18 protein-coding genes are annotated in these 19,965 nt (G+C 70.9%); 10 read left to right on the forward strand and 8 right to left on the reverse strand.

Going from position 1 to position 19,965, the window contains the following annotated elements:
- Positions 1-386: 386 nt before the first annotated feature.
- The 3 genes from AAHG09_RS12550 (at position 387) to der (ending at position 3,175) form a co-directional block, all read left to right on the forward strand.
- Positions 387-998, forward strand: coding sequence for an NnrU family protein (locus AAHG09_RS12550; protein ID WP_342107574.1), 612 nt, complete (start codon positions 387-389; stop codon positions 996-998).
- A gap of 86 nt (positions 999-1,084) precedes the next feature.
- A complete protein-coding gene (locus AAHG09_RS12555) occupies positions 1,085-1,795 on the forward strand; it encodes a tetratricopeptide repeat protein (RefSeq protein ID WP_342107575.1) in 711 nt (236 codons plus the stop codon).
- Positions 1,796-1,825: 30 nt separating this feature from the next.
- Positions 1,826-3,175 (forward strand): ribosome biogenesis GTPase Der, encoded by a 1,350-nt coding sequence (der, locus tag AAHG09_RS12560; RefSeq protein WP_342107576.1) that lies wholly within the window; start codon positions 1,826-1,828, stop codon positions 3,173-3,175.
- 92 nt (positions 3,176-3,267) lie between these two features.
- Here the strand turns inward: der and AAHG09_RS12565 are convergent, their stop codons facing one another.
- The 5 genes from AAHG09_RS12565 to AAHG09_RS12585 form a co-directional block, all read right to left on the reverse strand.
- Positions 3,268-4,386 (reverse strand): carboxylate-amine ligase, encoded by a 1,119-nt coding sequence (locus AAHG09_RS12565; protein ID WP_342107577.1) that lies wholly within the window; start codon positions 4,384-4,386, stop codon positions 3,268-3,270.
- 57 nt (positions 4,387-4,443) lie between these two features.
- Positions 4,444-4,854, reverse strand: coding sequence for a dihydrofolate reductase (locus tag AAHG09_RS12570; RefSeq protein ID WP_342107578.1), 411 nt, complete (start codon positions 4,852-4,854; stop codon positions 4,444-4,446).
- Positions 4,855-5,058: 204 nt separating this feature from the next.
- Positions 5,059-5,808, reverse strand: coding sequence for an SDR family NAD(P)-dependent oxidoreductase (locus tag AAHG09_RS12575; RefSeq protein ID WP_342107580.1), 750 nt, complete (start codon positions 5,806-5,808; stop codon positions 5,059-5,061).
- Positions 5,809-5,963: 155 nt separating this feature from the next.
- Positions 5,964-7,433, reverse strand: coding sequence for an amidophosphoribosyltransferase (gene purF / locus AAHG09_RS12580; protein ID WP_342107581.1), 1,470 nt, complete (start codon positions 7,431-7,433; stop codon positions 5,964-5,966).
- Between the two features lie 131 nt (positions 7,434-7,564).
- On the reverse strand, positions 7,565-8,173 hold the full coding sequence (locus AAHG09_RS12585) for a CvpA family protein (protein ID WP_342107582.1): 609 nt from the start codon (positions 8,171-8,173) through the stop codon (positions 7,565-7,567).
- A gap of 278 nt (positions 8,174-8,451) precedes the next feature.
- Here AAHG09_RS12585 and alr point away from each other — a divergent pair, with 278 nt between their 5' ends.
- Together alr and radA are read left to right on the forward strand one after the other, a co-directional pair.
- Entirely contained in the window at positions 8,452-9,546 is a 1,095-nt protein-coding gene (gene alr / locus AAHG09_RS12590) for an alanine racemase (protein WP_342107583.1), read from the forward strand.
- Positions 9,547-9,586: 40 nt separating this feature from the next.
- Complete coding sequence (radA, locus tag AAHG09_RS12595) at positions 9,587-11,023, forward strand: DNA repair protein RadA (protein ID WP_342107585.1); 1,437 nt, start codon at positions 9,587-9,589, stop codon at positions 11,021-11,023.
- A gap of 21 nt (positions 11,024-11,044) precedes the next feature.
- Here radA and AAHG09_RS12600 read toward each other — a convergent pair whose 3' ends face one another.
- Positions 11,045-11,476 (reverse strand): gamma-butyrobetaine hydroxylase family protein, encoded by a 432-nt coding sequence (locus tag AAHG09_RS12600; protein ID WP_342107586.1) that lies wholly within the window; start codon positions 11,474-11,476, stop codon positions 11,045-11,047.
- An 82-nt stretch (positions 11,477-11,558) separates the two neighbouring features.
- Between AAHG09_RS12600 and moaA the strand changes: the two genes are divergently transcribed.
- The 3 genes from moaA (at position 11,559) to AAHG09_RS12615 (ending at position 14,767) form a co-directional block, all read left to right on the forward strand.
- Positions 11,559-12,611 (forward strand): GTP 3',8-cyclase MoaA, encoded by a 1,053-nt coding sequence (gene moaA / locus AAHG09_RS12605; protein WP_342107587.1) that lies wholly within the window; start codon positions 11,559-11,561, stop codon positions 12,609-12,611.
- Positions 12,612-12,970: 359 nt separating this feature from the next.
- A complete protein-coding gene (gene zwf / locus AAHG09_RS12610) occupies positions 12,971-14,443 on the forward strand; it encodes a glucose-6-phosphate dehydrogenase (RefSeq protein WP_342107588.1) in 1,473 nt (490 codons plus the stop codon).
- Between the two features lie 123 nt (positions 14,444-14,566).
- On the forward strand, positions 14,567-14,767 hold the full coding sequence (locus AAHG09_RS12615) for a hypothetical protein (protein WP_342107589.1): 201 nt from the start codon (positions 14,567-14,569) through the stop codon (positions 14,765-14,767).
- Positions 14,768-14,883: 116 nt separating this feature from the next.
- On the opposite strand, the gene AAHG09_RS12620 is transcribed toward AAHG09_RS12615, so the two are convergent.
- On the reverse strand, positions 14,884-16,398 hold the full coding sequence (locus AAHG09_RS12620; protein ID WP_342107590.1) for an OpgD/OpgG family glucan biosynthesis protein: 1,515 nt from the start codon (positions 16,396-16,398) through the stop codon (positions 14,884-14,886).
- A gap of 283 nt (positions 16,399-16,681) precedes the next feature.
- Here AAHG09_RS12620 and mdoH point away from each other — a divergent pair, with 283 nt between their 5' ends.
- Positions 16,682-18,661, forward strand: coding sequence for a glucans biosynthesis glucosyltransferase MdoH (gene mdoH / locus AAHG09_RS12625; RefSeq protein ID WP_342107592.1), 1,980 nt, complete (start codon positions 16,682-16,684; stop codon positions 18,659-18,661).
- A 210-nt stretch (positions 18,662-18,871) separates the two neighbouring features.
- Positions 18,872-19,537, forward strand: coding sequence for a L,D-transpeptidase (locus tag AAHG09_RS12630; protein WP_342107594.1), 666 nt, complete (start codon positions 18,872-18,874; stop codon positions 19,535-19,537).
- Between the two features lie 54 nt (positions 19,538-19,591).
- Here the strand turns inward: AAHG09_RS12630 and AAHG09_RS12635 are convergent, their stop codons facing one another.
- The gene (locus AAHG09_RS12635; protein ID WP_342107596.1) at positions 19,592-19,912 is read right to left on the reverse strand and encodes a cupin domain-containing protein; all 321 of its coding nucleotides are present in this window, start codon (positions 19,910-19,912) and stop codon (positions 19,592-19,594) included.
- Positions 19,913-19,965: the final 53 nt, after the last annotated feature.

Below are 19,965 nucleotides of genomic sequence, written 5' to 3' on the forward strand. Positions count from 1 at the left end.
GGCCGTGAAGCGCGACGCCCACCCTCCCCCCTCTGCGGGGGAGGGTACCCTGCGAAGCAGGGGGGGAGAGGGGAGCCACGGCCTAGAATAAGGCATTGCCCTCCTTGAAGGCTGTGCCTCTTCCGGAAGCCGCGCTCCCCTCTCCCGACCCCTGCTGACGCAGGGGCCACCCTCCCCCGCAAAGGGGGGAGGGAGGATGCACGGCGCTGTCCGCTCGACTCTGCTTGATCGGAGCTTGGCGCCGCGCCCCATCCCAAGAAACCGATCCGGCAAGCCCATGGCAACGATCCGGCTGCGTCCCGGCCACGCCTGGACAAACAGGCTGAGATTCGCTTGAGAACCATTACAGAGTGCTTGCACTCCACTGGCCCGTCCAAGAGTCTCCCATGGTTCTCCTGATCCTCGGGCTCGTGCTGTTCCTCGGCACGCACGCCTTCTCGATGGCCCGCACCCGGCGGGCCGCGATCGTCGGGCGGATCGGCGAGAACCGATACAAGCTCGGCTACACCGCCCTGTCGCTGCTGGGTCTCGTGCTGATCGGAATCGGCTTCCACGATTACCGGCTGAACGGCTACATCCAGGTCTGGGATCCGCCGGTCTGGACGCGTCACCTCGCGCTGACGCTGGTGCTGCTCGCCTTCATCTGCCTCGCCGCCGCCTACCTGCCCGGCCATATCCGCGCCAAGGCCAAGCATCCGATGCTGCTCGCCGTGAAGATCTGGGCCACGGCGCATCTGCTGGCCAACGGCGACCTCGGCTCGATGCTGCTGTTCGGCGGCTTCCTGGCCTGGGCGGTCACGGCGCGGATCAGCGCCAAGCGCCGGGCGCTGGCCCCCGGCGCCGTCGCGGCCCAGCATGGCGGGCCCGCAGCCGCACCCCATGGCTGGCGCAACGACATCCTGGCGGTGGTGATCGGCACGGCCGCGTGGTTCATCTTCGCCCGCTACCTGCACTACCCGGTGATCGGCGTGCCGGTCTGGCCGGGCACGATGGCCTGACTGTCGCCAACCCGGCGCCCGTGTGTTAGGCGCGGGGCCCGATCGCGCTACGAGGTGGGCCGCCGGCACAGGCGGCCCGGGATTGAATGGCCGAGAACAACGAGTTTCTTCGCGAAGTCGACGAGGATTACCGCCGCGACCGGATCCTCCAGATCTGGAAGCGCTACAGCGGCGTGATCATCGCGCTCGCCGTGCTCCTCGTGGCGGGGGTCGCGGGCTGGCGCTACTGGCAGGCCCAGCAGCGCGCCGCCGCCGAGACGGCGTCCGTCCAGTTCGACGATGCCAACCGCCTCGCCAAGGACGGCAAGGTCGCGGAGGCCGACAAGGCGTTCGACGCCATCGAGGCGCAGGCGCCCGCCGGCTACCGGCTGCTGGCCCGCTTCCGCGCGGCGGCCGAGACCGGCAAGCGCGACCCGGCGGCGGGCGCGGCCGAGTTCGACAAGCTCGCCGACGATACCGGCCTCGGCGACGGCCTGCGCGACCTCGCGCGCCTCCGCGCGGCGCTCCTGCGCCTCGACGGGCCGAACCCGGATCCGGCGCTCGCCAACCTCCAGGGCCTGGCCGCCGGCACGCCGTTCCGCCACACCGCCCGCGAGATGCTGGGTCTGGCCGCCCTGAAGAAGGGCGACTACGAGGAGGCCGGCCGCTGGTTCGACCAGATCGTGGCCGATCCCGAGACCCCGCGCGCCCTGCGCGACCGGATCGAGGTCTACGCGGCCCTCGTGGCGGGCGGCCCCGTCACGGTGACCGAGGCCAAGCCCGAGCCCGCCGCACCGCCCCCGCCGATCACGCGTTAATTCCCGCACGAACCGCTTAGAGAACCAACCATGGACATGCCGACCGTCGCGATCGTCGGACGGCCGAACGTCGGCAAGTCGACCCTGTTCAACCGCCTCGTGGGCAAGAAGCTCGCGCTGGTCGACGACCGCCCGGGCGTCACCCGCGACCGGCGCGAGGGCGACGTCACCTTCGGCGGCCTCCAGTTCCGGGTGATCGACACCGCGGGGCTGGAAGAGGCGGACGAGAAGACCCTCACGGGCCGGATGCGGATGCAGACCGAGGCGGCGATCCTGGCCGCCGACGTGGTGCTGTTCGTGATCGATGCCCGCGCCGGCGTGCTCCCGGCCGACCAGCCCTTCGCCGAGCTGGTGCGCCGGGCCGGCTGCCCGGTGATCCTGATCGCCAACAAGGCCGAGGGCGGCGCTGGGCTCGCCGGGGCCTATGAGGCTTTCACCCTGGGGCTCGGCGACCCGATCCCGTTCTCGGCCGAGCACGGCGAGGGCCTGGGCGAGCTGCACGAGGCGCTGGTCGCCGCCCTGCCCCAGCGCGACGACGAGGAGGACGACGACGCCGACGCCCCCGGCGGCCGTTCCCTCAAGGTCGCGATCGTCGGCCGGCCGAATGCCGGCAAGTCGACCCTGATCAACAACATGCTCGGCGAGGATCGGCTGCTCGTCGGCCCCGAGGCGGGCATCACCCGCGACTCGATCTCCCTGGATTGGGAGTGGCGCGGGCGGCGGATCAAGCTGCACGACACCGCCGGCATGCGCCGCCGCGCCCGGATCGACGACAAGCTGGAAAAGCTCGCGGTCTCGGACGGGTTGCGCGCCGTGCGCTTCGCCGAGGTGGTGGTGGTGCTCCTCGACGCCACGATCCCGTTCGAGAAGCAGGATCTCACCATCGTCGACCTCGTGGAGAGCGAGGGCCGCGCCCTGGTGATCGGCCTCAACAAGTGGGATCTCGTGGCCGACCAGCCGGGCCTGCTCAAGCAGCTGCGCGAGGATTGCACCCGGCTGCTGCCGCAGGTGCGCGGCGTCGCGGTGGTGCCCCTCTCTGGCCTCGCCGGCGACGGCATCGACAAGCTGATGCAGGCGGTGGTCCAGGCCTCGGAGGTCTGGGACACCCGTATCTCGACCTCGCGCATCAACGACTGGCTGAACGAGGCGACCTCACGCAACCCGCCCCCGGCGGTGTCGGGCCGTCGGATCAAGATCCGCTACGCCACGCAGGTGAAGAGCCGGCCGCCGCATTTCGCGCTGTTCGGCAACCAGCTCAACGCCCTGCCGAAATCCTACACCCGCTACCTCGTGAACGGCCTGCGCGAGGCCTTCGACCTGCCGGGCACGCCGATCCGTCTCAGCTTGCGGACCTCGCAGAACCCGTTCGACAAGGGCTGAGCCCGCCTACGCCAGTCAGGCAAGCCATCCAATCCGCGCCCTCATCCGGAGGAGCAACGCCCGCCGGCCCGACCGGGTGGGCGGGGCTCGCTCTATTGCGCCGTCCCGGCGATCCAGTCCACCGCCGCCGCCAGCGCGGCGCGCTCGTCCTTCCCCTCGGCCAGCGCGCCTTCGTAAGCTGCCAGCTGGCCATCCGCGCTGGTCCCCTCCGCGACGATCGCCCGGGCACGGGCGACATCGGCCGCGCAGCCGAGGGCGTCGGCATCCTCCTCGACCAGGGCGAGCACCGCCTCCAGCGCCTCGGCGAACGGCACCGCCGCGCCCCGGGCCTCGTCGATCAGCGTCGCCTGCACGCCGCTGTGCTGGGCGCGCCAGAGGTTCTCCGAGGCCAGGGCCCGGGAGACGCCGTCGAGCCCGGCATGGAGGTCCGGTCGGCGCACGCACAGGCGCACGAGGCAGCGGAACAGGGCGGCGATGCAGAGCGAATCATCGAGCCGCGTGCAGGCATCGGCGATGCGCAGCTCCAGGGTCGGGAATTTGATCGAGGGGCGCAGGGACCACCACAGGAAGCTCGCATCCGCGATGGCGCCCGAACGGGTCATGATGTCGACGAGCCGCGCATGGGCGGCGGCGTCCGAAAAAATCTCCGGCAGGCCGGTGCGGGGCAATTCGCCGAACACGCTGAGCCGGTAGGCCCGCAGGCCCGTCGCCTCCCCCTGCCAGAACGGCGAGGAGGCCGACAGCGCGAGCAGCAGCGGCTGGAACGGCAGCAGCCGGTTCATCAGGTCGATGCGGGCGTCCGGGTCCGGCACCTCGACATGGACATGCATGCCGCAGATCAGCGCCCGCCGGGCCGCGATCCCGACATCCGACAGGATGCCCTGGTAGCGCTCACCGTCCGTGGCGGTCTGGCGCGACCAGCGCGCCAGGGGATGGGTGCCGCAGGCGAGCAGGCTCAACCCGTTCTCCGCCGCGATGCCGGCGAGCTGCGCCCGTTGACCGCCGAGGTTTTTTCGCGCGGCGGCCGCGTCGTCGAGGGGCGGCGTGCAGAGTTCGACCTGTGCGGCGACCAGCTCGCGCCCGGTCTCGGGCAGCTCGGCCTCCACCCGTGCGTGGAAGGCCGCGAGATCGCCGCGCGGCGTGCCGCGGGTCTCGGCATCGGCGAGGAAATACTCCTCCTCGATGCCGAACCGGTAGCTGTGGGCGCTCATCGTGGTCTCCGCAAACGCGACGCGTGCGCCAACGCGCCGGCCCGGGCGAAGGTGCCCTCAGCCCGCCCGCAGCGCCCCGCCCACCAGCCAAGCCGGGTCGAACCAGCGATCCGCCTCGCCGTCATAGGGCAGGCGCGTGATGTCCCAGTTCTGGATGTACTTGGCGTAGACGTTCCACACCGCGATCCCGCCGCCCACGAAGATCCGCCGGCCCGGATAGCGCTTGAGCACCTCTTCGGGGTCCTCGTGGCTGCGGATCACGTCGATGGTGCGGTCCTTGAAGGCGAATTCGGGGACCGAGGCCACGGTCTTCGGCCCGGCGATCAGCACGTGGCCCATGGTCAGCGCGAAGAAGCGCGTCACGTCCTCCACGAACAGCGGATCAGGGTTGCCCTCCCAGGGGAGGTGGCCGTTCAGGCCGAGCTGGCCCCGCAGGCCGATCGCGCAGATGCAGCGGACGTCGATCATCGTGACCTATCTTGAGAAATGGCTCTGACCCGGTCCGTCCCACCCACCACCTCATCCTGAGGTGCAGCCGCGCAGCGGATGCCTCGAAGGAGGGTTCCAGGGGTCGCGCGCCTTCTGGAGGGCTCCTTCGAGGCCCGCTGGCGCGGGCACCTCAGGATGAGGGCGTGGATGGGACGATCCCTGTTCAAAGAACCACGTGTCAAATCATTCAGGTGCGCGGAAGCGCAGCACCCGGTCGGTGGGGAAATCGTAGAGCGCGCCGGTCTCGGTCCAAGCCGGGCTGGCGAGGCGCACGAAATGAGGCGCGAGGTCCTCCGGGGTCCGCAGCGTCTCCGGGTCCTCGCCCGGCATGGCCGAGCGGCGCATCCCCGTGCGCAGGGGGCCTGGGTTGACGAGCATCGCCCGGATGGCCGTGCTCTCGTTCTCGGCCGCGTAGGTGCGCACCAGGGCCTCCAGGGCCGCCTTGGAGACCGAATACGGCCCCCAGTAGGGCCGGCACTTGGAGGCGGCCCCCGACGAGACGAAGATCGCCCGCCCGGCATCCGACATGCGCAGCAGCGGGTCGAGGGAGCGGATCAGGCGCCAGTTGGCGGTGACGTTCACGTCCATCACCTGCCCCCAGATCTTCGGGGTGATGTGGCCGATCGGCATGAGCGCGCCGAGGATGCCGGCATTGGCGATCAGGATGTCGAGGCGCTTCCAGCGCTCGTTGATCGCGGCGCCCAACCGGTCGATCGCCTCGTAATCGGCGAGATCGAACGGCACGAGGGTCGCGCTGGACCCCGCCGCGCGGATCGCGTCGTCGAGTTCCTCCAGCGCGCCGACGGTTCGCGCCACCGCGATCACGTGGGCACCGGCCTCCGCCAATGCCAGGGCGGCGGCCCGCCCGATACCACGGGATGCGCCAGTGACGACCGCGACGCGGCCTTCGAGGGATCTCTGAGACTCAGCCATGCGCAGGACCTAGCGCATTCCGACCGGAAGGGTCGAGGAATCCGGTTTCAAAAGGTCTGTGACCTTTTGCGGGTGCAGGGCAGAGCCCTGCGAGAGACACAGGGGCACCGCCCCTGGACCCCGCCAAAGGACTCGCCCTTTGGGAACCCCAAACCTCAGTCCGCCTCGGCCAGCATGGCGAAGCGCTTCGGGCCGGCGATGGAGAGGTCGGTCAGGCCGGTCGGGTACTCGCCCGTGAAGCAATGGTCGGTGTATTGCGGGCAGGCGGCGTTCCGCTCTTCCTCGCCCATCGCCCGGTAGAGGCCGGGGATCGACAGGAAGGCCAGGGAATCCGCGCCGATATACTTGCGCATGCCCTCGAGGTCGTGGGTCGCGGCGAGCAGCTTCTCACGCTCCGGCGTGTCGATCCCGTAGAAGTCCGGGTAGGTGATCGGCGGCGAGGCGATCCGGAAATGCACCTCCGCGGCGCCGGCCTCGCGCATCATCCGGACGATCTTCACCGAGGTCGTGCCGCGCACGAGGCTGTCGTCGACGAGGACGATGCTCTTGCCCTCGATCGCCGCGCGGTTGGCCGAGTGCTTCATCCGCACGCCGAGCTCCCGCACCGACTGGGTCGGCTGGATGAAGGTCCGGCCGACATAGTGGTTGCGGATGATCCCCATCTCGAAGGGCAGGCCGGTCTCCTGCGCGAAGCCCAAGGCCGCCGGCACGCCCGAATCCGGCACCGGCACCACGATGTCGGCGGCGACCGGAGCCTCGCGGGCGAGTTCCCGGCCGATCGCCTTGCGCACGCCGTAGACGCTCTTGCCGTTCACCACGGAATCCGGCCGGGCGAAGTAGATGTATTCGAAGATGCAGGGCCGCATCGGCACGGCATCGGCGAAGCGGATCGACTCGATCCCCTCCTCGGAGATCACCACGATCTCGCCGTTCTCGATGTCGCGCACGAACCGGGCGCCGATGATATCGAGCGCGCAGGTCTCGGAGGCCAGCATGTAGCGGCCGTCGAGCTCGCCCAGCACCAGCGGGCGGATGCCCATCGGGTCGCGGGCGCCGATCAGCTTCTTGTTGGTGAGCGCCACGATCGCGTAGGCGCCTTCGATCGCCTGCAGCGCGTCGATGAAGCGCTCGATGATCCGCGGCTTCCGCGAGCGGGCCGCGAGGTGCAGGATCACCTCGGTGTCGGAGGTCGACTGCGTGATCGCGCCGTCGCGCACGAGGTCGCGGCGGATCGAGAGGGCGTTGGTCAGGTTGCCGTTATGGGCGACCGCCAGCCCGCCGCTGGCGAGTTCCGCAAACAGCGGCTGCACATTGCGCAGGATCGTCCCGCCGGTGGTCGAGTAGCGCACGTGGCCGATGGCGGCGCGGCCCTTCAACCGGGCGATGGTCTCGCCGTCCGAGAAGGAATCGCCCACGAGGCCGGGGCGCCGCTCGGAGTGGAACACCGAGCCGTCGAAGGAGACGATGCCGGCCGCCTCCTGGCCCCGGTGCTGCAGGGCGTGCAGGCCGAGCGCCACGATGGCGGAGGCCTCCGGGTGCCCGAAGATGCCGAAGACGCCGCATTCCTCGCGGAGCGTGTCGCCGTCGAGATCGAAATCGGCGCTGGGATTGGTGGCGTGTGACATGCGGCGGTCGATCACTCACGAGTCCCGGCGGCGACGGGCCGGCGCGCCGGTTGTCGCGGATGCAATCCGTTCACGTCCGGACCCGCTATCTAGGCGTTCCGCGCGACAGAACCTACGGCGAATACCGCAGATCAGCGTCGCGTCGGGGTCGGCGCGGTCTCGGTACGGCGCTGGGGCGCCGGATCGGTCTCGGCGGGGGCGTCGGCCGCCTCGTTGGGCGGCGTGGCGGCCTTCGGCTTCTTGAACTGCTTCAGGAAGCCTTCCGGGTTCTCGGGAAGCTGCGCCACCAGGGCGTCGCCGGACTTCTCCAGCATCGGCCGCGAGCGCGCCTGCGCGGCCCAGTCCGGCACCTTGCCCTGGACCAGCCAGGACAGGAACACCCAGCCGATCACGCATATCAGGAAGCCGCGGGCCGCCCCGAACAGGAAGCCGAGCGAGCGGTCGACCGCGCCGATGCGCGAATCGAGCACGACGTCCGAGATCTTCACCGTGATCAGCGAGACGATGATCAGCGTGCCGAGGAAGATCGCCGCGATCGAGGCGACCAGCGCCACGGTATCGCTGCTCACGTGCTGCTTCACGGTGGGCAGGAGCATCGGATAGAGCGTCCAGGCGACCGCGGCGGCGGCCACCCAGGCGACGATCGCCAGCACCTCGCGCGTGACGCCGCGCACGGCCGCCAGAAGCGCGGAAACCGCGACGATGCCGAGCACGACGAGATCCAGGACGGTAAACGGCATCGTGATGCTTCTGGTACCCGAGGGGATGGCGCGTCGGCCGTGCGGCTCCCCCGGACCGCGGTGGATTTATACCAAGCCCGACCTCGGCCGTCACCCTGGGGCGCCCGTCTCATCCGGGGCCTGTGCCGTCCGTGCATCAGCGGCGGTCGTCGGGCCTGCCCGATCCTGCATGCAGGTCAGCCCACAGGTGGCGCGGCTCCACGCGGAACCCGTCCCGGTGCTATGGGTCCGGCTTGTGCTTCCGGAAGCCCGGTGGCGAACGGACGGAGACGGTCTGCGTGGCCGAGGCCAGACCAGCGACGGAGATCGGCGCCCACGGCGCCCGGCTGACGATCGACCTCGGGGCGATCGCGGCGAACTGGCGTTCGCTGGCCGCCCGTGCTCCGGGATCCGCCTGCGCCGCCGTGGTGAAGGCCGACGCCTATGGCTGCGGCATCGGCCGGGTCGGGCCGGCCCTTCGGGCGGCCGGATGCCGGACCTTCTTCGTCGCCCATCTGTCGGAGGGGATCGCGGCCCGCGCCGCCCTGCCCGACGCGGAGATCTACATCCTGAACGGCCTGCCCCCGGGTGCCGCCGAAGCCTTCGCGGCGCATGGCTTGCGCCCCGTGCTCGGCAGCGTCGAGGAGCTGTCGGAATGGGCGACCCTCTCGGCCGGCCGCCTACCCGCGGCGCTCCACGCCGATACCGGCATGAACCGGCTGGGCCTGCCCGTGCCGGACGCGCTCGATCTCGCGGGCGACCTACGGATCGCGGCGGCCGGGATCGATTTGCTGCTGAGCCACTTCGTCAGCGCCGAGAAGCCGGAGGATCCGGTCAACGCCCGGCAGATCGCCGATTTCGCCCGCGTCCGGGCGGCCTACCCCGGGATCCGGGCCTCGCTGGCGAACTCGTCGGGCGTCTTCCTCGACGGCGCCCAACACGACCTCCTGCGGCCGGGCTACGCCCTGTTCGGCGGCAACCCGACCCCGGGGGCTGCCAACCCCATGCGCCCGGTGGTGCGGCTGGAGGCGCTGATCGCGCAGGTGCGCGACGTCGAGGCCGGGGCCACCGCGGGCTATAACGGCCGCTGGACCGCGGCCCGGCCAAGCCGGCTGGCGACCCTCTCCCTCGGCTACGCCGACGGGTTCCCGCGGGCGATCAGCGGGCGGGGCCAAGCGCTCGTCGGCGGCGTGCCCTGCCCGATCCTCGGCCTCGTCTCGATGGACCTGATCATCCTCGACGTGACCGACGCCCCCGCGGCCCGGCGCGGCGCCGGGGCGGTCCTGATCGGCAACGGCCTCGACATCGATACGGTCGGGCGATCCGCCGGCACGATCGGCTACGAGATCCTGACCGGGCTGGGTTCTCGTTATGTTCGAACCTATGTAGACTGACCCGATTCCCCCTGAACCGCCGGTCGGCGCCCGGACCCGTATGGCCAAGATCCATCAGACCTTCGTGTGTCAGTCCTGCGGGGCGGTCTACAACCGCTGGCGCGGGCGCTGCGAGGCCTGCAACGGCTGGAACACGATCGTCGAGGAGGCGCCCTCCGCCCCCGGCCAGTCGGGCCCCGCCGCGACGCGGCCGTCGCGCAACCGCGGCCGGGTCTTTCCCCTCGAAGGCCTGACCGGCGAGGCCAAGGAGGCACCGCGCCTGCCATCGGGGATCGGCGAGCTCGACCGGGTGACCGGCGGGGGCTTCGTGCGCGGCTCGGTGATTCTGCTCGGCGGCGATCCCGGCATCGGCAAGTCGACTCTGCTGATGCAGGCCTCCGCCGCCATGGCCGGCACGGGCGAGCGGGTCGCCTACATCTCGGGCGAGGAGGCGGTGGGGCAGGTGCGCCTGCGCGCCGAGCGGCTGGGCCTGAGCGACCGCCCGGTCCAGCTCGCCGCCGAGACCAATGTCGAGGACATCGTCGAGACCCTGAGCCAGGGCCGACCGCCCGCGCTCGCCATCATCGACTCGATCCAGACCATGTGGACCGAGACGGTGGAATCGGCCCCCGGCACGGTCACGCAGGTGCGCTCCTCGGCGCAGGCGCTGATCCGCTTCGCCAAGACCACCGGCACGGCGGTGATCCTGGTGGGCCACGTCACCAAGGACGGGCAGATCGCCGGTCCCCGGGTGGTGGAGCACATGGTCGACGCGGTCGCCTCCTTCGAGGGCGACCAGGGCCACCATTTCCGCATCCTGCGCGCGGTGAAGAACCGGTTCGGGCCGACCGACGAGATCGGCGTGTTCGAGATGACCGATGCGGGCCTGAGCGAGGTACCGAACCCCTCAGCCCTGTTCCTGGCGGGGCGCGACCAGCAGGCGGCGGGCACCGCGGTCTTCGCCGGCATGGAGGGCACCCGGCCGCTGCTGGTGGAGATCCAGGCGCTCGTAGCCCCCTCCTCCCTCGGCATGCCGCGCCGTGCCGTGGTGGGCTGGGACCCGAACCGGCTGTCGATGGTGCTGGCCGTGCTGGAGGCCCATGGCGGCATCCGGCTCGGAAGCCACGACGTTTATCTGAATGTCGCCGGCGGCCTGCGCATCACCGAGCCGGCAGCGGATCTGGCGGTGGCGGCGGCGCTCGTCTCGTCGCTGTCGGGGGCGGTACTGCCGCCGGAAACGGTCTATTTCGGCGAGATCGGCCTGTCGGGGGCGATCCGGCCCGTCGCGCAGGCGGGATCGCGTTTGAAGGAAGCGCAAAAGCTCGGCTTCGCCAAGGCGCTGATCCCGCAGGGCCGCGGCGAGGGCGAGAAGGCGCTGTCCGTGGAGACGCTGCGCCATATCGCGGACCTCGTGGCGGGGATCAGCGCGGGGGCGCCGCGCCGGGGATCCGGCGGCCGCGGGCGGCAGCAGGCGCGTTACGCCGACGAAGAGGTCTAGGCGCGTTGCTGACGCCGGTGCTCAATGGCACCCGCACGAGCCCGAGCCGCAACCCCCGCCGCTGCCGCCGCCCTTGACCGGTGCTTGCCGCGCCGTATCGCGGTCGAGGCCGCGCTCGGCGAGTTCGGTGAGGTAGGTGTTCCAGCGCGACTCGTAGTCCCGGCCCAGCGCGTGCAGATAGCCCCAGCCGTAGATGCCGGTGTCGTGCATGTCGTCGAAGCCGAGCTTGACCGCGTAGTTGCCGATCGGTTCCACCGCCAGGATCGCCACGGACCGCTTGCCGCCGATCACCTTGCGCTCGAGCGGCGAGTGCCCCTGCACCTCGGCGGAGGGGCTCGACACCCGCAGGTACTCGGCCGGCAGGGCGTAGCGCGCCCCGTCCTCGAAGGCGACGTTGAGACTGCGCCGGTCAGCCGACAGGCGAATCTCGGTCGGCCACAGATCCTCGCTCACGGGTCACACTCCTCACGCAATCCGAAGGCTGCGGCCAGCGGCGTGCTTGCCCGCAACCCTTTGGGGCATCATATGCCGGACAATGCTCGATGACAGCTCCCTGACGCCGCAGTCCGTCGCGGACGGCACGCCCGCCCGACCGGCGCCCCTGATCGACCCGTTCCAGCGGGCGATCTCCTATCTGCGCATCTCGGTGACGGATCGCTGCGATTTGCGCTGCGCCTACTGCATGTCCGAGCACATGGAATTCCTGCCCAAGCGCGATCTGCTGACCCTGGAAGAGCTCGACCGGCTCTGCGGCGTGTTCATCGCCCGTGGCGTGCGCAAGCTCCGGATCACCGGCGGCGAGCCGCTGGTGCGCCGGGACATCATGCACCTGTTCCGCCGCCTCTCCCGCCACCTCGATTCGGGGGCGCTAGAGGAGCTGACGCTGACCACCAACGGCACGCAGCTCACCCGCTATGCCGACGAGCTGGCGAGCCTCGGCGTGCGCCGGATCAACGTCTCGCTCGATACGCTCGACCCGCAGAAGTTTCGTGAGATCACCCGCCGGGGCGACCTCAAGGTGGTGCTCGACGGCATCGCGGCCGCCCGGGCCGCCGGGATGAAGGTCAAAATCAACGCGGTGGCGCTGCGCGACCTCAACGCCGACGAGATCCCCGACATGATCGCCTGGGCCCACGGCCTCGGCATGGACATGACGCTGATCGAGGTGATGCCCCTCGGCGAGATCGAGGCGGACCGGACCGACCAGTTCCTGCCCCTGTCGGTCGCCCGGCAGCGCCTGGAGACCCGCTACACGCTCACCCCCCTGCCCGACCGGACCGGCGGGCCGGCCCGCTACGTGCGCGTCGAGGAGACGGGCGGGCGCCTCGGCTTCATCACGCCGCTGACGCATAATTTCTGCGAGAGCTGCAACCGCGTCCGCCTGACCTGCACCGGCCAGCTCTATATGTGCCTCGGCCAGGAGGATTCCGCCGATCTCCGGGCGGTGCTGCGCGCCTCGCCGGACGATGCCGTGCTGGCGGCGGCCGTCGTCGAGGCGATCACCCGCAAGCCCAAGGGGCACGACTTCGTCATCGAGCGCCAGCGCCCGGCCGCGGTGCCGCGCCACATGAGCGTCACGGGGGGGTAGCCGGCGCGTTGCGTCACGCGACACGGCGGCCAATACCCCGCGTGATCCCGTCCAGACCCTTATCGCTGAGGTGCCGGAGCGTAGCGGAGACCTCGAAGGAGCCCTCCAGCGGCCACTGCGATCCCTGGAGCCCTCCTTCGAGGCCCGCTGCCGCGGGCACCTCAGGATGAGGACGATGGGTCGGATGATCGGCGTCCAAAGCGGTCGCCTGCCGTGGCACTGTGCGATCGGATGAGGCGCAGAATGCGCGGCCCGAACCGTGCAAGGTGCCCCTCGTCTGGCGAAGCTCCCGCTCCCAGGTTAGGTGTGTGCGGCGCACACGCCGCGCGGGATCAGCGCACGACAACCGGGAGCCGCACTTGGCCACGATCATCCCCGTCGCTTCCTTCGACTGCGTCGTCTTCGGCGCGACCGGCGATCTGACCGCACGAAAGCTTCTGCCGGCCCTGTTCTACCGCTTCCGCGACGGCCAGATCCCGGAGACCAGCCGGATCATCGGCGCCTCGCGCTCGGACCTGTCGCGGGACGCCTTCCACGAGCATGCCCGCGACGCCCTCAAGCGTTTCGTACCGGCCTCCGACCTGACCGAGGACATGCTCCAGCGCTTCCTCGACCACGTCGATTACGTGGCGGTCGACGGTGCCGGCGACAGCGGCTGGGACGACCTCGTGGCCAAGCTCGACGAGCGGCCCGATCAGGTGCGCCCCTACTACCTCGCCACCTCCCCCGACCTCTACGGCTCGATCTGCCGCAACCTCGCGGCCCACGGGCTCGTCGGCGAGAAGTCCCGGGTCGTGCTGGAGAAGCCGATCGGCAAGGATCTGAAATCCGCCAAGGCGATCAACGACGCGGTCGGCGAGGTCTTCCCCGAATCGCAGATCTTCCGGATCGACCACTACCTCGGCAAGGAGACGGTCCAGAACCTGCTCAGCTTGCGCTTCGCCAACACGATCTTCGAACGGCTCTGGACCTCGGACGTGATCGACCACGTCCAGATCACGGTCGCCGAGACGGTCGGGGTCGAGGGTCGGGCCGGCTATTACGACACGTCGGGCGCCATGCGCGACATGCTGCAGAACCACATCCTGCAGCTCCTCTGCCTCACCGCGATGGAGAGCCCGCTCAACCTCGAAGCCAATTCGGTCCGCGACGAGAAGCTGAAGGTGCTGCGCGCCCTCAAGCCGATCACCGCCCACGACATCCAGTTCGCCACTGTCCGCGGTCAGTACGTGGCGGGCGCCGTCGATGGAAAACCCGTCGCGGGCTACCTCGCCGAGCTCGGCCACGACAGCCGGACCGAGACCTTCGTGGCCATGAAGGTCGAGATCCAGTCGGGGCGCTGGGCCGGGGTGCCGTTCTACCTGCGCACCGGCAAGCGGCTGCCCCAGAAGCTCTCGGAGATCGTGGTGCAGTTCCGCGCCTCGCCGTTCTCGATCTTCCCCGAGGAGGCCTTCGGCCGTGAACCGAACCGCCTCGTGATCCGCCTGCAGCCGCAGGAGGGCATGAAGCTCGAGGTGATGACCAAGGATCCCGGCCCCGGCGGCCTGCGCCTGCGCCCGACCGACCTCGACATCTCCTTCGAGGAGACCTTCAAGCAGCGCTATCCAGATGCCTACGAGCGCCTGCTGATGGATGTGGTCCGCGGCAACGCCACCCTGTTCATGCGCCGCGACGAGGTCGAGGCCGCCTGGGCCTGGGCGGACGGCGTGCTGAAGGCCTGGGCCGACCGGCCGGAGGCGCCCCGGCCCTACCCGGCCGGCAGCTGGGGCCCGACCGCCGCCATCGCGCTGATCGAGCGCGACGGCCGGACTTGGCACGAGGAGCTGCGCTGAAGCGCCATCCCCCGCTTACGGCCAAGCTGCCATCATACCGTCAAGCCCGAGATGAACTCTGCCGATGCCGCCGGTCACCGCCCCACCAGAGGGCGGACACGGCCATGCACAAGGGATCATCGCATGCTCGACACCTATCGGGACGCGGCCGCCCTGGCCGAGCGCCGCCTGGAGCGCTCGGTCGCCGCGACGCTCCGCATCATCGCGGCCGCCCATGACGAGCGGCAGGCCCCGCCGGTCTCGGCCGCCCGCCGCCGCCTGAGCGAAATCTACGGCGCCACCCGCCTCGCCCGGCGTCGCGAACAGGCGCAGCGCACGGCGTAATTCTGGGATTCCAAAGGGATCATCCCTTTGGCAGGGTCTCGGGGCGGAGCCCTGTGAGCTTGGCCAGGGCTCCGCCCTGGACCCGCGAAAGGGCACGCCCTTTCGAAACCCTGACTCTAGACGGCAGCGTCCCAGGTCTCGCTGAGCGGCACCCCGCCTCGGACGAGGCGGGCGCGGAGCACGACGTCGGCGGCCCGCATCGGCTCCGGCGGGCGCCACTCCACGTAGATCCGCCAGCCGCCGGTCTGCGGCACGAAATTGGTGACCGGCTCGTGCATCGTACCGGCACTGGCTGACACCTCCGCGGTCACTGATTCGTCCGGTCCGCCCGGCAGGCCCGGCCCCGCGAAATCGATCACGCAGAGCCGCCGCTCCGGGCGCGGCGGTGTCATCGGGCGCAGGCGTTCCGCCGAACCGAAGCGGGTCGAAATGACCCGGGCGAGCGACGCCTCGGGGATCGCCGGCACCGGCTCGGCCCCCACGGTGGTCAGCCCGTAGGCGAGGTTCAGAGCCGTACCCGGCTGCGCCGCCGCGGCCGGCACGAAGGCCGCCACGATGTTGTCCATGTACTCTTCGGCCGAGGGGATCTCGTAGAGCTGCACCGCGCCGTCCGCGAAGGTGCCCCCGGCCGGATCCGGGCTCACCCACAGGCCGGGTCGCGCCTCCTGCCGGGCCTCGACGTCGAGATAGGCGGCAAACTTTCGCTCCCGCTGCAGCAGCCCGAACCCCGCCAGCGGCTTGCTCGCGAAGGCCGAGATCTGCGGCTGCTTCCGGCCGTTGACCAGCGGACGCCAGAGCCGGTCGCGCCGCGCGGGATCGCCCCCGGAGGCGACGCTGAGCCCGTCGGAATCGTGGACCTGCGGGCGGAAATCGTCGAACGGCTTGGCGCCCCGGGCGCCCGGCCCGTTCTCGCCGTACAGGAACATGCTGGTCAGCGGCGCGAGCCCCAGCCGGCCGATCGGCACCCGCGGATGGAGCGCGGCGGTGACCGCGATCCGGGCGGGATCCCCGGGGCTGATGGCGAACCGGTAGGCGCCGGCCACGCTCGGGCTATCGAGGAGCGAGAGCACCGTCAGGGTCCGCGCCCCAGGCTCGGGCTCGCAGAGCCAGTGGGCGACGAAATCCGGAAATTCCTCGCCTTCCGGCGCACCCGTGCCGATGGCGAGGCCCCGCGCCGAGAGCCCGTATTCCTGGTTGGCGGCCCGCAGGCGGAAATACGACGCGCCGAGGAACACCAGAAACTCCTCCTGGAACCCCTTCGGGCGCCAGGCGGGCGTATCGGGGAAGGCATAGTGCAGGCGGAAACCCGCGAAGCCGAGATCCGGCGCGAAGCTCTGGCCGGCGAGCCGTGGCCCGAGATCGAACAGACTTTTCTCGTAGGGGATCGGGCGGGTCGGACCGTCGAGCGGCTGCAGGTAAAGGGCCACGCGCTTGCGCTGCAGGAAGCCGCGGTGAAAGAGCTGCGCGCTGAACAGCGGCCCGAGGCGCACGCTCTCGGCGGCCCGGAACGTGATGGCCCGGTAGCCGTCATAATCGAGCCCGGCGAGGGCGGCGGGCAGATCCTCGGGCGGGGCCGCGTAGGGCTGGGCGGCCCGGCGCGCGGCCTCCTCCGAGAGCGCCGCGAAGGTCATCCGTACCCCCGATTGTACGCCCTGCGACGGAAGAGCCGGGCCGGCCCACGTTCTGGACCCATTCAGCTCAGCTACACTAGGTAGAACCGTGCCGGCAGCCGCGGTCAGGACAGTTCGAAGAACGCGGCGCCGGGAGGGGGGATTGATCCGTTCGGCTTCCGGCTGCCCATCGGGCCGGGCCGGCTCCGTGTCCTTGCCCCGCATATCGGTGTCCACGGTCATCGGCTCCCGGCCTCAGGCGGCGGGGCGGCCGGCAGCCTTCCACGGTCGAGTTCCTCGCACCATGTCGTCACGCGCTCTTCCTCCTCGCGCCACATCCCCGGGGATCGCCGCCCCCGCCGAGCCGACGCATCGGAACGCGTGTCCGGCCCTGCCCGATCCGTCGGAACCGACCGCCCATCGCGAGGTCTGGCGCGGCCTGCGCGCGCGGCGCCTCGCCCTGGCGATCCCGAGCCTCGTCACGGCGGGCGGTATCGCGTGGCTTGCCGCGCTTGCCTACCCCGCGGGCGTCAGCCCGCTCGCCTGGGCGGTGCTCTGCCTGTTCGGCCTCGTGATGGCGTGGCAGGCCTTCACGGCTTGCCAGTACGCCTACGGGCTCATCGCCACTCTGGTGGGGGACCGGGCGAAGTCGTTGCTGGAACGGAGATCCGAGGCCGGGACCGGCGCGGCGGAGGCCGTGCCCGCCGGCGCGGGCCGAACCGCCGCCGTGATGGCGATCCACGCCGAGGACGCGGTGGCGGTTTTCGCCCGCCTGCGGGTCATGGCCCGCTCGCTGGCGCAAGTCGGGACCGACGAGATCGACATTTTCGTCCTCTCCGACACACGGGACGGCGCCATCGCCGCCGTCGAGGAGCACGAATACGCCCGGATCCAGGCCTGGGCGTCCAGCGACCCGGCCCTGCCGCGGATCCGCTACCGGCGCCGGACCGAGAATATCGGCCGCAAGGCCGGCAACATCGGCGAGTTCTGCCGGACCTATGGGGGCGAGTACGCCTTCATGATCGTGCTGGACGCCGACAGCCTCATGACCGGCGCCACCATGGCCCGCCTCGTGCGGCTGATGCACGAGAGCCCGCGCACCGGCCTGATCCAGACCGTCTCGTACGCGGCGGGCCGGGACACCCTGTTCGCCCGCATCCAGCAATTCGCCGTGCGGCTCTATGCGCCGCTCGCGCTGCGCTGCCTGGAGACCTGGCAGGGGCCGGAGGGCAGCTACTGGGGCCACAACGCGATCCTGCGGGTCGAGGCCTTCGCGGAGCATGCGCAGCTCCCCCGGCTGCCGGGGCGGGAGCCGCTCGGCGGCGAGATCCTGTGCCACGACATCGTCGAGGGCGCGCTGATGGTGCGCGCCGGCTGGGAGGTGCGGCTGCTGCCGGAGCTCGGCGGCACCTGGGAGGAGATGCCAACCAACCTCGTCGACCTCCTCGGCCGCGAGCGCCGCTGGTGCCAGGGCAACCTCCAGCACCTGCGTGTGCTGCCCTGGACCGGCCTGCACGCCGCCAGCCGCTGGCATTTCCTGGTCGGCATCCTCTCCTACGGGGTGCTGCCCCTGTGGGTCGCCTTCCTCGGGCTCGCCGCCTGGCAGGCGGCTCGGACCGGCGATCTCGGCCTCCTGGCCTACGGCTTGACCGGGTCGGGCCTCGCCGCCCATGGGCTCGCCGCCCTCAGCGTCACCGTGCTGGCCCTGCCGAAGCTCCTGAGCCTCGGCTACGTCCTGGCCTCGCCGGAGCGGCGCGCCTCCTTCGGCGGAACCCGGTCGCTGCTGGCGAGCGCCGTCCTGGAACAGGCGATCTGGGTCATCCTCTGGCCGGTCCTGACCCTGTTCACCGCCGGCGCCGTGATGGCGACCTTCTTCGGCCGGGTGGTGCGCTGGGAGACGCAGGACCGCGACGACCGGCAGGTCTCCTGGGGCGAGGCGTTCCGGCTCCAGGCCGACGCCGTGGTGGTGGGCGCGCTGATCGCCCTGGCGCTGGTGCTCGTCGGCAATGTGTGGCTCGCCCTGTGGCTGGCGCCGCTGGCGCTCGCGCTCGTCACCAGCCCGGCCCAGAGCGTCTGGACGAGCCGGGCCGATCTCGGACGCCTGGCCCGGGCCCGCGGCCTGTTCCTGAACGCCGACGACACCGCGCAGGCCCCGGAACTGACCGAACTCGCCCAGATCCGCGGCCTGCCGGTGCCGCATGGGACGATCCCCGGCGCGCACCATGCCCCGGTCCGCCCGGCGTCCCGGGAACCCGCCATCTGGCTCGCCGCCGACGAGGCCTGACGCGGCACGGGGCGCCCGTCATCCCGGGCGTTACGGCCAAGCTGCCACAGTGTTGCCATCGAGTCACGGGCGGTCGGGAACGGCCTGAGGGGCCGGTTTCAGACTTGGCTTTGGGGCGTGAGCGTTTACCCCTTGGCGAGGATCGGCACGGCATCGTGCCGCGGTATTCGCCGCGTTCCCACCAAGTCCGCGCCTGCCCGAGAGGCTTTGATGCGTCGTATTGTTCCCGCCCTGATCGGGCTTCTGGGCGCGGCCGCCTGCGCCGCCCCGGCCCTGTCCTACGAGATCGACCCGCTGACCCGCCAGCCGCTGAACGACGCGCTCTCCGTGCGCGTGCGCCCGCAGGCCGTCGAGACCGTCGCGGTGCCGGTGGCCAACGCCTCCCTCAACCCCGCCGACCCGCTGAACGCCGATGCGGCGGTGCCGCAGATGTCGGCGATCCCGCGCGAGACGGTGGCCTATAACGGTCCCTACGGCGCCGGCACGATCGTGGTCTCCACCGCCGAGCGGCGGCTCTACTACGTGCTCGGCAACGGCCAGGCCCTGCGCTACGGCGTCGGCGTCGGCCGCCCGGGCTTCACCTGGGGCGGCGTGCAGACCATCACGATGAAGCGCGAGTGGCCGGATTGGCGCCCGCCGGCGACCATGCTGAAGCGCCGGCCCGACCTGCCGCGCTACATGAAGGGCGGCCTCGAGAACCCCCTCGGCGCCCGCGCCATGTATCTCGGCGGCTCGATCTACCGGATCCACGGCTCGAACGAGCCGGAGACCATCGGCACCGCCGTCTCGTCGGGCTGCATCCGCATGACCAACGAGGACGTGATGGACCTCTACACCCACGCCAAGGTCGGCACGAAGGTCGTCGTCCAGCGCTGACTTTTTTGGGACTTGTGCGGAAGGGTCGGCCGCGAGGTCGGCCCTTTTCGCGTTTCAGGGGAGCGTCACCAGCGCGTCCGGGCGCTTCACCTCGATCTCGATGAACGCGATCGGGTGCTCGGACCCGTTCATCACGTCGTGCCGGATGCCCGCCGGGCGCATGTAGGACTGGCCGGCCGCGAGGGCCGTCTCGCTGACCGCCGCGCCGTCATGGACGCGCAGCACGCCGTCCACCAGCATCACCACGAAATACGGCCAGCCGTGCTCGTGCCAGCCGGTCACGCCGCCCGGCGGGAAATCCCAGCGGGTGATGCGCACGGTGGCGTCGTCCTGCTGGACGGTGGGCGTTGCGGGGATCGTGCAGGCAAAGGCCATGGCGGCTCCGGGATCACGGGCAACCGGATGGCGCCCGCGCCGCCGCAATGCAA

It is taken from the genome of Methylobacterium guangdongense (assembly GCF_038442355.1).
GTDB lineage: Bacteria > Pseudomonadota > Alphaproteobacteria > Rhizobiales > Beijerinckiaceae > Methylobacterium > Methylobacterium guangdongense.